The organism is Sphingomonas sp. 179-I 2A4 NHS, assembly GCF_045369135.1.
In the GTDB taxonomy this organism is placed as follows: Bacteria; Pseudomonadota; Alphaproteobacteria; order Sphingomonadales; family Sphingomonadaceae; genus Sphingomonas.
In genome coordinates this window covers 20232-32388 of record NZ_JBIQFL010000003.1, presented here as the reverse complement: position 1 = coordinate 32388, position 12157 = coordinate 20232, and the positions used below count along the sequence as shown (strand labels likewise).

7 protein-coding genes are annotated in these 12157 nt (G+C 70.3%); 3 read left to right on the top strand and 4 right to left on the bottom strand.

Annotated features, from left to right (window positions below):
- Positions 1-29: 29 nt before the first annotated feature.
- A complete protein-coding gene (locus ACH0CP_RS06220; protein ID WP_294443238.1) occupies positions 30-1694 on the top strand; it encodes a thiamine pyrophosphate-binding protein in 1665 nt (554 codons plus the stop codon).
- Between the two features lie 89 nt (positions 1695-1783).
- Here the strand turns inward: ACH0CP_RS06220 and ACH0CP_RS06215 are convergent, their stop codons facing one another.
- Positions 1784-2302: a DUF177 domain-containing protein gene (locus tag ACH0CP_RS06215; protein ID WP_294443239.1), complete on the bottom strand. Its 519-nt coding sequence runs from the start codon at positions 2300-2302 to the stop codon at positions 1784-1786.
- A complete protein-coding gene (locus tag ACH0CP_RS06210) occupies positions 2299-2805 on the bottom strand; it encodes a ubiquinol-cytochrome C chaperone family protein (RefSeq protein WP_294443240.1) in 507 nt (168 codons plus the stop codon). The genes ACH0CP_RS06215 and ACH0CP_RS06210 overlap by 4 nt, the downstream gene beginning before the upstream one ends.
- Before the next feature lie 125 nt (positions 2806-2930).
- Here ACH0CP_RS06210 and ACH0CP_RS06205 point away from each other — a divergent pair, with 125 nt between their 5' ends.
- Together ACH0CP_RS06205 and ACH0CP_RS06200 are read left to right on the top strand one after the other, a co-directional pair.
- A complete protein-coding gene (locus ACH0CP_RS06205) occupies positions 2931-3383 on the top strand; it encodes an outer membrane protein assembly factor BamE (protein WP_294443241.1) in 453 nt (150 codons plus the stop codon).
- 161 nt (positions 3384-3544) lie between these two features.
- On the top strand, positions 3545-4051 hold the full coding sequence (locus ACH0CP_RS06200; RefSeq protein ID WP_294443242.1) for an RcnB family protein: 507 nt from the start codon (positions 3545-3547) through the stop codon (positions 4049-4051).
- A gap of 195 nt (positions 4052-4246) precedes the next feature.
- Here ACH0CP_RS06200 and pbpC read toward each other — a convergent pair whose 3' ends face one another.
- Positions 4247-6340: a penicillin-binding protein 1C gene (pbpC, locus tag ACH0CP_RS06195; protein WP_294443261.1), complete on the bottom strand. Its 2094-nt coding sequence runs from the start codon at positions 6338-6340 to the stop codon at positions 4247-4249.
- 78 nt (positions 6341-6418) lie between these two features.
- Positions 6419-12157 (bottom strand): alpha-2-macroglobulin, encoded by a 5739-nt coding sequence (locus ACH0CP_RS06190; RefSeq protein WP_294443243.1) that lies wholly within the window; start codon positions 12155-12157, stop codon positions 6419-6421.

Below are 12157 nucleotides of genomic sequence, written 5' to 3'. Positions count from 1 at the left end.
CGCGGCGCGCGGCCCGCTACGCTGCCGGCATGAACCACGCCGAACCTTCGCGCCGCACCGGCGGCCGCATCCTCGTCGACCAGCTCGTCGCGCAAGGGTGCGACCGCATCTTCACCGTGCCGGGAGAAAGCTTCCTCGCGGTGCTCGACGCCCTCGTCGACACGCCGTCGATCGAGGTGGTGACGTGCCGGCAGGAAGGCGGCGTCGCCTTCATGGCCTGCGCGGACGGCACGCTCACGCATCGCCCCGGGATCGCCTTCGTCACGCGTGGCCCGGGCGCGACGAACGCCTCGATCGGCGTGCATGTCGCCCGCCAGGATTCGCAGCCGATGATCCTCTTCATCGGCGACGTCGATCGCGGCACGCGCGATCGCGAGGCGTTTCAGGAGGTGGATTTCGCCGCCATGTTCGCGCCGCTCGCCAAATGGGCCGCGCGGATCGACGATGCGCGCCGCATCCCGGAATATGTCGCCCGCGCCTATGCCGTGGCGATGAACGGCCGCCCCGGCCCGGTGGTGCTCGCGCTGCCGGAGGACATGCTGCTCGACGAAGTGGTCGCGATCGATCGCCCGCGCGTGGAGCGCGTCGGCCAGGCGCCCGATCCCGATGCGATGGATCAGCTCGCCGATCTCCTCGCCACTGCGGAGCGGCCGGTGGCGATCATCGGCGGCGCGGGCTGGGATGCGCCGGCGGGGGAGGACATCGCCGCCTGGGCCGATCGCGCCGGCGTGCCGCTGGTCGCCGCCTTCCGCCGCCAGGATGCGGTGCCCAATGATTGCCCCGCCTATGCCGGTAACCTCGGCTACGGCCCGAACCCGGCACTGGTCGCGCGTGTCAAGGACGCCGATCTGCTCCTCGTGCTGGGCGCGCGGCTCGGCGAGGCGACGACCGACGGCTATACGCTGATCGATCCCGAGCACCCCGGCCAGCGCCTCGTCCACGTCCACCCGGACGCGACCGAACTCGGCATGACATACCGCACCGATCTCGCGATCTGCGCCACGATGGCCGAATTCGCCGAGGCGCTGGCGCTGGTCGACGGCCCCGCCCGCTCGCACGATCTGGAGGCGCACGAGGCCTATCAGGTCTGGTCCACGCCCGCCGCCCGCCCCGGCGTCACCATGGATCTTGGCCCCTGCGTCACCGCGATGCGCGCCGCGCTGCCCAAGGATACGATCATCTGCAACGGCGCGGGCAACTTCTCCGGCTGGTGGCATCGCTACTGGCCCTATGCCGGCCCGGGCACGCAGCTTGCCCCCACCGCCGGCGCGATGGGCTATGGCGTCCCGGCCGCGGTCGCCGCCGCGCTGCGCCGCCCCGGCCGCACGGTCGTCGCGCTTGCCGGCGATGGCGATTTCCTGATGAACGGGCAGGAACTAGCCACCGCGGTCCAGCACGGCTGCGACATGCTGGTGATCATCGTCGACAACGGCGCCTACGGCACCATCCGCATGCACCAGGAACGCGAGTTTCCCGAGCGGCCCTCCGCCACGCGCCTCGTCAATCCCGATTTCGCCGCGCTCGCCCGCGCCTATGGCGCCTGGTCCGAAACGATCGAGCGCACGGAGGATTTCGCCCCGGTCCTCGCCCGTGCCCAGGCCGAAACCGGCGTCCGCCTGCTCCACCTGAAGACTGACGTGGAACAGATCACCGCCGGCACCACGCTCAGCGCCGTCCGCGCCGCCAAGCGCTAGGCCTACAATCCGCCACCCCGCGCGGGGTGGCGGCCGCGCCTCCCGCTCGTCGCGAGCACCGTCGAGGGACGCGCCCCGAGCAGCGCGCGTTACTTCTTCGTCAGCTTTCCCAGCCCGGCGGCAAGCGCGCTATACGGCCGCGCCTCGTCGTCCGGGATCACCCCGGCCTCGCGCAGCTTCTCCTCCGCCCCGGGCGCGCGGGCGAAGGGATCGAGCGACAACGCCAGCGTTTCCGCAGCCGCCTCGCCAAGGTCGATCGCCCCGCCCTCGATCGGCAGCACGTCGATCGCATCGCCGTCCAGCTCGATCTCCTCGCCTTCCTCGCCTTCCTCGACGAAGCGGAGCGTGATCGCCTCGTCCACCGTGGCGGGCAGCGGATCGCCGGTGATCGAGCAGGCCTGTGTCACCGCCCCCGTCACCCGGCCCTCGACCAGGATGCCGGCCGCATCGCGGCGCACGGTGAACTCGCCCGCCAGCCGCGCAATCTCGGGCAGCCCGAATCGCGTCGCCAGCGCGGCGCGCTCCGCCGCATCCGCCTCCACGCTGATCACACGCGGCGCCTCGCCGATCGTGTCGAGCCGCACCGGGCGGGAGAATTCCGGCGTCATGCCAGCCGCCCCGCGCGCAGCTCGTCCAGCGATCGTGCGTCCAGCGCCTGGCGGAACGCCAGCAGCTGCTCGCTCACATAAGTTGATTGGGCCGGGGCCGGCGCCTCGCCACGCCACAGGTTGCGCACCAGCGCGGGCGTCAGGTCGCCCGCCGCCACGCCCTCGCGATAGGCGCCCAGCCGGCCGCCCAGCATGCCCATCATGCGGCCGACATGCTTGCCCACCACCATGTCGCCGAACCCGATCTGGCGCACCTGCGCGTCCATGTCGTCGACGAACTGCTCGGTCACTTCCATCGACAGGCCGGCGCCCTCGTCGTCCACCTCCAGCCGCAGCAGCACCATCGACAGCACCGCCGCCACCATGTCGAACCGACCGTCCAGCGTATCGGGCACGCCGCCGTCGAGATACCAATGCGCCTCGCGCGCCTGCGCCACCACGGCGCCATACAGCGGGGCGGCCGCATTGCGGTCACGCCGCCGGAACCGGTCGAGAAGAGCCAAAATCGTGTCGTCCTGTCGCGCTTGTGTCGTTTGTCGGCCGGGCATATTGAGGGGAATGGCCGTCGGCGCAACGGGATGCCCGTTGCCCCTGTGTTTTTGCCCTATGCTTTCTTTGCGGAGTAGCCATGCGTTTCCCCCTCCTGCTCGCTGTCGCAGCCGCCCTCGCGGCATCGGCCTGCGCGCCGCTTCGCTCGCACCAGGGCTATGTCGTCGATGCCGATCTGGTGAACTCGGTTCAGCCCGGGGTGGATACGCGCCAGTCGGTGCTCGCCACGCTCGGCCAGCCCAGCTTCGCCAGTCAGTTCAACCAGGGCGACTGGTATTATGTCTCGCGCGATACCCGCAATTATTCGTTCCAGACGCCGAAGGTGCGCGAGGCGCTGACCGTGCAGATCACGTTCGACAATGCCGGCAACGTCGCCACGATCCGCAAATGGGGCGCCGATCAGGTGGCGAAGGTCGATCCGGCGAAGCGGACCACGCCTACGCTGGGCCGCAAGCGCGGCTTCTTCCAGGATCTGTTCGGTAACATCGGCACGGTCGGCGCCGCCGGTGCCGGGGCTGGCCCGGGCCGCTGATAAACCTCGCGAAGGCGTTGCTTGCATCCGTAACGCCTTCGACATGATCCTTTCACTTGGCTGACTGACACATTCCCGGGCCGTTCAGGAGAATCGGCCTAGTTCTTCTTCCCATGGCGCGGCGAAACTTCGTCGGCGCCGAAGGGATGGAGGTGCAGATCATGCGTAAGTTGATCATTCCAGCGTTGATGGCCGCAGTTGCTTTGCCGGGCATGGCAAGTGCGCAGTCTTATGGCGAGCTCCGCCGCGATCGGCAGGAGATTCGGGAACAGCAGCGGGATCTGCGCGATGCGCAGCGCCGAGGTGACTGGCGCGATGTTCGCGAGGAGCGCCGCGATCTGCGTGATGCGCGCCGTGAATATCGTGAGGATCTGCGCGATCGCGATCGCCGCTGGGGCCGGGACGACTGGCGCGTCTATCGCAATCAGAACCGGGCGCTCTATGCCGGCGGCAACTGGCGCGCGCCGTTCCGCTACAATGCCTGGCGGCCGGGCGTCCGTATCGCGCCGGTCTATTATGGCCAGCGTTACTGGATCAACGATCCGTGGCGCTATCGCCTGCCCCCGGTCCGCGCCAATTCGCGCTGGGTGCGCCACTATAACGACGTCGTGCTGGTCGATTATCGCCGCGGCATCGTGCTCGACATCATCCGCAACTTCTACTGGTAAGCGGATCCCACAAGCAAAGCCGGGCGAGCGATCGCCCGGCTTTCTTGCTGTGTGGGATGCTTGAGCCGTCCGAAAGAAACAGGTACGGCCGCGCTACGAAACGCCGCAGCGCGGCCGGTGCCTGGCTTGGGATCCGGCACTAGTCCCGAAAGGGGGTGGGACTATCCCGGCAAACGCGCTTGTCCTATTTTGGTTCTACCGGATCGTGAAAGTAACGCGATCAACGGTTTTTCCCGCCGGATCAATTAACGCGAGCTCATGTTTACCGGGCCCGGTGCGCAGCAATGGCCCCGATTGGGCGCTGCCCAGATCCTGTGCGTCCAGCCGCAGCCGATGCGCTTCGGCGGCCCCGGTCACGTCCACCGCCAGCCGCTGGCGATCCGCCGGAATGTCGGGATCCAGCGCATAGACGCTGCCCATCACCGGCGAGGAGATTCGCGGCCGGCGCGCGCTCGCCGGCGCCGCTGCCACCCGCGTCAGCCCGGTGCCGGTCAGGAAATAATCGGTCCGCGGCAGTTCGCGTGCGGCGGCAAAGGTCACGCGCTTCGCCTCCACTCGGCCGGGCCGCGGCGGCGCCGGCAGCGCCCCGCGCCGTTCCAGCGCCATCATCACGTCACGCCAGACCGGCGCCGCCCCGCTCGTCCCCGATACGGCGCGCATGGAGTCTCCCTCCACGTTCCCCACCCATACCGCCACCGTGTAGCGGCGCGAAAAGCCGACGCACCAATTGTCGCGCATCGCTTTTGACGTTCCGGTCTTCACCGCTGCCCAGAATGGCAGGCGCAACGCCGAATCCATCCCGAACGTGCCCGATCGGGCCGCCGGGTCGGCCAGCATGTCGGCCACGATCCACGCCGCCTCCGGGCTCGTCACCGCCCGATCCGCCACCGCCGGACTATCCAGCGTCAGCCGCAACGGAGACCAACGCCCGCCGTTCGCCAGCGCGCGATAGGCATTGGCCTGTTCGCCCAATGTCACTTCCGCCGATCCCAGCGCCAGGCTGAAGCCATAATAGCTCCCGTCCTCCACCAGCCCGCGATAGCCCATGTCCCACAGCCTGTCGCGGAACGCGTCGGTCCCCACCAGCAGCAGCGTGCGCACCGCCGGCACGTTCAGCGACGCGGCCAGCGCCACCCGCGCCGATACCGGTCCCTTGAACGCGCGGTCGTAATTCTGCGGCACGTAAAGGCCCGAAGCCGTGTCCAGCTGCACCGGGGAATCGTCCAGGATCGACGCTGCCGTCAGGTATCGCCGCTCGATCGCCTGGGCATAGAGGAACGGTTTCAGCGTCGATCCCGCCTGACGATAGGCCGCCGCCGCATCCACCGACGCCGCAGTCGAATGGCCGCCGATCCCGCCGACATAGGCCAGCACCTCGCCGCTCGCATTGTCCAGCACGATCACCGCCCCGTCGCGCGCCCGCGTCGCGCCCAGCCCCAGCAGCTGGCGGCGAAGCGCCGTGGCCGCGATCCGCTGCACGCCAAGGTCCAGCGTGGTCCGCACCTTCAGGCCGGGCTTGGTCAGCAGCCGATCCGCAAGATGCGGCGCAAGCCCCGGGTCCAGCGCCAGGCTGCGCGCGGGCCCCAGCATCGCCGCGGCCAGCGCGGGAAAGCGATCGCACGGCCCGCCAGCCAGCGCGCATGCCCGCCGCGCCACCGCGTCGGCGCTCGCCTGCGGGTTCGGCAGCAAGGCGGCCAGCAGCAGCGCATCGTCGCGTGACAGGCTCTCCGGCGTCTTGCCGAACAGCCCGAGCGCCGCCGCGCCGATCCCCTGCGCTTCGCCGCGAAAGCCGGCGAGGTTCAGATACGCCTCGAGCTGCTGGTCCTTGCTCCAGCGATCGTCCAGCGCCGCGGCGGCGCGCATCTGGCGCACCTTGTCGCGCCAGCCGCGCGCGCCCGGCTGCGCCAGCGCCGGCGACAGGAATCCCGCCAGCTGCATCGTGATCGTGCTCGCGCCGCGCCCGCGCTTGCCCTCCGCCCGATCGCGCGCCACCCCGGCCAGCGCCAGCCAGTCGATCCCGTCATGGTGCGCGAAGCGCCGGTCCTCGGCGGCGATGATCGTTTCGCGCACCACTAGCGCGATCCGGTCGATCGGTGTCCACGCCAGCCGCCGTGTCGCGAAATCGACCCGCGATGAATCGAGCAGCCGCCCGTTCCGGTCGTACAGCCATGCCTCCGACGGCTGCCAGCGCCCCCGCACCTGCGCATAGCCCGGCACCGGCGGCGGCCGTGTCAGCCAGTCGGCGATGGCAACGAGCGACGCGATCGCCAGGATCGCCGCGATCGCCACCCGACCGCCGCGCGTCAGTGGCGCCTCAGCCGCCCGCGTACCGCCCAACCCGTGCTCAGCTTCTCCGGGCACGTGTCCTCACTTCAGCCCCACGGTCACCGATCCCACCGGCACCGCCGCGCGGATGTCGGGCGAATACATCGCCTCCACCCGCGACGCCGGCAGCTGGAACCGCCCCGCGCCGTTCAGCCGCATCGTGTAGCTGACGGTGAAGCGCCCCTGCGGCACCCAGGCGAAATAGCCGCGCCAGGCCTCGCGCCCGCGTTCGATATAGGCCGGCGACACGCCCTCGCTCTCACCTCCCTCGCCGAGCATCGCGGATTGCCCGCCCAGCCCGCCGATCACCGTCGCGCCCGGCGGCACCGGGTCGCTCACCACCACCCAGTTGCGCTCCGCCGACGCGTCGACGGTCAGCGTCACGCGCACCACGTCGCCGCGCGTCAGCCGGCCCGGATTGCGCGCCTGCACCACTTCCGTCTTGCGCGTCAGGCGATAGCCGGCGGCCAGCGGCTTGGTCAGCGGCACCGCGGCGCGCACCGCCACGCTCGCCCACGGCCCCGCGCCACCCTCCTGCGCCATCACCAGCGGCGACGGCCGCGCGGGCAGCGGCAGGCGCACCAATCGCGCGTCGGCGGCTAGCGGCCAGCTGCGTGCCGCCGTCTGCCCGGCCAGCGACACCCGCGTCGTCCCCGCGATCGCCTGCGCCGGATAGAGTGCCGCGAACTTGCGCACCGCCACCGCGCCCCAGGCGTTGGCCGTCGTCGTGTCCCAGTGCCCCCGGCGCTGGCGCATCGCGGTGCCCACCATCATCCGTGGCCCTTCGTCCTGCCAGCCCGGCCGGCCGAGCGTCGCGATCAGCGCCTTGTTCGCCTCGGTATCGGCGGACGACATCAGCCACCACGGCGCGTTGGCCGCATCGGTCAGGTCGATGCGCGTTCCTTCATAGACCAGCCGGCTGCGCAGCACCTCTTCCGCCTGCGCCTTCAGCGCCGCGCCGTTGGCAAGGCCCGGCGTGCGATCCACCGCGACGATATAGTCGGCGAGCAGCCCGGTCGGCATCTCGCCCGGTGCGATCCCCAGCTGCCCGAGCATCCCCGCCTCCGCCGCGCCGGCACGGGCAAGCGCGGCAAAGGCCGCCACCCGCTGCAGCCGCGGATCGCCATATTCCTCGCGGCGCAGCCGGCCGTCGAGCACCGCCTTCAGCCCCTCCACCATGCGCGTGCGCACCGCGTCGGGGATCGCCAGCCCCGCCTCGGACGTGATCGCGAGGACATAGGCCGTCAGCGCCTCCGATCCCTGCAGCGTATCACCTGGGAAATAGCGCAACAGGCCATCGGGCGCCTGATAGGTCGGCATCTCGCCCGCCAGCACCGCCCAGCCGCGCATGTCGCCCAGCGTCACGATCCGGCTCAGCCGCTGCTCGAAGCAGGTGAAGGGATAGGCCGCCATATAGTCGCGCACCCCCGCCATTGGCGGCGCCAGCGTATCGCTCAGCGCCACGTCGACGCTGCCGAGGCCGGGCAGCGCGCCCGCCGGCGCGGTGATCGGCACGTTGGTCGCCTCGCCGATCCGCGCGATCGTCGCGGCCCAGGTTTCCACCGGCACCGGCGGGATCACGTCCTGCATCACGGTGATCCGGTCCGCCGCCCGCCCGTCGGCACTGCGCGCGCTCACCTGCCAGCGCAGCGTGCCTTGCGCATTCGGCGCGGTCAGGTTCCACGCGATCGGCGCCGCGCCGCCGGCCGGGATCGTCACCGTGATCGGCCGCCCCTGCGCCACCCTCGGCGTCAGCGACGCTTCCGCCGTCACCGTCATCGGCTTGTCGGAGCCGTTACGCAGCGTGAAGCCGGCCGCATAATAATCGCCGCTGCGCACCAATGTCGGCATCCCGGCATAGATCGACAGGTCCTGCGCGGTGCGAATGTCCGCCATGCCCGTGCCGAAAAGCTGCGCGCCGTCGGTCGCCACCGCCACCAGCTTGAACGACGACAGGGCATCGCTCAGCGGCACCGCCACCGTCGCACGCCCCGCGCCGTCCAGCGCGACGCGGCCCTTCCACAGCAGCACCGGCTGGAAATTCTCGCGATTGAGCGCGGACATGTCGCCGCCCCCGCCGCCGCCGGCCTCCACTGCCTTGCGCCCGTAATGCCGCTTGCCCACTACCTGGGTCTGCGCGGTCGAGGTCAGCACCGACAGCGGGCGCTCGCCCATCATCGCGGTCAGCACGTCCCAGGAATCGTTCGGCGCCAGCTGCAGCAATGCCTGGTCGACTGCCACGAAAGCCACGTCCGCCGCCTCTGCCGGCTTGCCGTCGGGCCGCTTCACCGCGATGGCCACCTGCGCCGTATCGCGCGCGCCATAACGTTCGCGATCGGGCTTCACGGTCACGCCCAGGCGATGCGCTTCCCAGCCCACCTTCACCTTGGCGATGCCCAGGCGATAGGCGGGCTTGGACAGGTCGACCAGCGCGGTCGCCGCTGGCGCTTCCTCGCGCCCGCCGAACAGCGATTTCAGCCACCCCCACCAGCCCTGCGTCGCCCGGCCCCGCACGGCCATCACGGAAACATAGACGTCGGGCGCATAGGCCCCCTGCAGCGGCACTTCGACCACCGGGTCCTTGCCCGACAGATGCGTGGTGAAGCTCGACAGCACGCCCTCGCGCTCCACCGTGACGAGCGCGGTCGCCTCGCGGAACGGCATGCGCACCTGGAACCGGCCGGTCTCGCCCGATTGATAGGCGGTCTGCTCGGGCACCACGTCCATGCGGTCGCCATTGTCCCCGCCGAACCACCAGTCGTCGTCCCCCGCCAGCCACACCGATCGCGTCGCCCGCGCGACATTGCCGTCACCGTCGCTGGTGGTGGCCACCACCTCCACTTCGCCGGACACGCCCGGATCGAGGCTGCATTGCGCCAGTCCCTGCGCGTCGGTCGTCGCCGAGCAGCTCGCGCCCAGCTTCTCCACCCGCACGCGATTGTCATAGGCATAGAAGCCGCCGATCAGCCGCCGCCGCGCGGTCAGCACCTGGCGGCTGTACACCGCCACGCTGATCTTCTGCCCCTTGATCGGCTTGCCCTCGGGATCCAGCGCCACGAAGCGCAGGCGCAGGTCGTCCTGCTTCATCAGCCAGCCGTCGGTCTTCACGCCAAGCTGCACGGCGGAGGCGAACACGGGCAGCGTCCGGCTCGCGGTCAGTGTCTCGCCGTTCGCATCCTGGTAATCCATCTCGACGCGCATGTCGGCATTGCCGTCCAGCCCGCCCGGCACCTCGACGGTCATCCGCTGCGTGCCGTCCGCGCCCAGCGTCGCGGGCAAAGTCTGCGTCGGCGGGAAGGCCGTTCCCGTCTCCTCGCCGTCGCCGTCCAGCGGCCGCACGCCTTCCTGCACCGGCCGGCCGCCGAAGCTATAGCCTTCATATCCTTCCGGCGTGCTCGTCCGCGCGGACCAGGCGACCCGCACGTCGACCGGCAGGTTCGATGCCCCGCCGCCGGAAAGATAGCCGACGAACAGGTCCAGCGGCACGGTCTTGGGCCGCACCAGCGCGCCCTTCGGCCCGCTCACGCTCGCGCGCATCGTCGGCAATTTGTATTCGTCGACCCGGAAGCTCTGCTCGGTGTAGATCGTGCGGTCGCCGGTCACCACCTGCAGGTCGTAATCGCCCATCGGCGCGCCGGCCGGCGCGGTCCACTCGGTCTCGCCGATGCCATTGGCATCGATGGCGAGCGGCAGCTCGAACTGCGTGTCCGATCCGCGATGCGACAGGCGCAGCGTGCCGCGGAAGCCCGGCGGGATGGCAAAGCCGCTGCCCACCGGCTGGCGGGAGATATGCTTCATGTGCACCGTCTCGCCCTGCCGCACCAGCGCACGGTCGAAGACGGTGTGGAGGATCTCGCGCCGCGCCTCATAGCCATAAGGCAGGTCGAAATCGTACGGGCGGATGCCCTGGCCCCAGTCGCTCAGCGTGAAGCTGTAATCGCCATCCTTGCGCGCCGACACCATCAGCGCATGCGAGGTCGAGCTGTTCTCGCAGCTGGTATAGGTTTCGGGCTGCGGCAGCCCGGCGGGGATCATCAGCCCGCCGCTCCGATCCGTCACGCCGCGCGCCAGCAAGGCGCCGGTGCAGCTGTCGGTCACCGCGATCGTGGCATTGGCCACCGGCTTGCCGCTGTCGAGGCTCGTCACCCAGGCAAGGCTGCGTTCGCGGCCCCATTTGAAGTGAACCGACATGTTGGTGACGAGCGCCGTCGCCGCGACATACCGCGTCGCCTTGCGCCCCAGCAGCGCCTCGCCCAGCACCGGGCTCGCCAGCTCGACGACATAGAATCCGGGCTTGGCCAGCGGGATGCCGACCACTTCGAAGTCACGCCCCTTGGCGGGTAGCGCGACGCTGATCTTCTCGCCCTTGCCCTCCAGCACGGGCTCCGCGCCGGTGCGATTGATCCGCCGGATCACTTCGCCATTACCGTCGGTGATCGTCTCGATGTTGGTTTCGCCGGCCTTGTCCACCGTGCGCAGCCATTCGGCGACGGTACCGTCCAGGCCGTTCGGCCCGCCCTCCACGCGCATCGCCGCGCCGCCCACCGCCAGGTTGCGGCCCTGCAGTTCCGACTCGACGTTGCGCACCGTCACCGGCAGCACGCCGCCTTCCTTGGCTTCCAGCACGCCGAACACCGCGGCGAATTTGACGAGCGGCGGCGCCTGGTCGAACTTCACGTCCAGCGGGAAGCGCTCGGCATTGGCCAGCACGCGGCCGCTTTCGTCCTTCACTCCCTGCGGCAGCGTCACCCTGGCATCGGTGCCCGCGGGCAGCGGCGCCGCGAACGTCACGTCGGTGACGGTCGCCTGCTGCTGGTCTTCCTTGCTGAACGTCGGCGCGATCGCCTTGCCGTCGGCCGTGACGATGCGGATTTCCTTCGCCTGTGACATCGGCACGGGTGCGGTGAAGCGCACCTGCGCCTTCTCGACCGGGCTGCATCCCGCCTGCGGATTGACGCGGCTGCATTCGAAGCGCGCCGTGAACGGCTTGCGCACCGTATAATCGAACCTCTGGTCCGCGCCCGCGCGCTTGCCAGCGGCAGAGGCAATGTCCGCGCCCCACACCAGCGCCATGTCGCGCCCGGGCGGCAGCGCGCGGCGGCAGCGAAGCGCCGTCACGCCCGCCAACGCGCGCTCGCGATCGGCCGCGGCTTCCGGCAGGTCTTCCGGCATCCCGCCGTTTTCGAGGAACTGGCGCACTTCCCACCGGTCCTTGCCCAGGCCCGTCAGGATCTTCCCCGCGGTATCGCGCCCCAGCACCTCCACCGGGATCCGCTCGCCGATCCCGTCGACCGCGCAATAAGCGTTGGCGGCAACCGACTGCGCCGTCGGCGGCAGGTTCGCCGCGACCAGGAACACCTGATCCTCTTCGATCTGGGTGCCATAAGCGGATGGCAGCACTGCGCGCGCCACCGGGCCGCCAGCATCCACGGTGAAGCTCTGCTCCCCGGTTACGGCAAACCCCGCCAGGCTCTTCAGGCCCTCGCGCGTCTTGAAGGTGCAGGTCGTGCCGCCCGGCAGCACGTTCGCGAAATCATAGACCCAGCTTTGCTGGTCCACCCAGCGGCCGGCGCCGCCCACGCTGCACGTCACGTCCATCGGGGCCGGGGCACGCGGATCGCCAAGCGGAACCATCGGCTGGCTGAAGCGCACGGTGTAGCGCGCGATCCCACCCGCCTCGACACCGGCCTGTGCCAGCACGACGCGCGGCGCATTGTCGGAAAGTGCCGCCACGGGCGCCATGGCCAGCCCCAGGATCGCCAGCCGAACCGCCAACCGCAT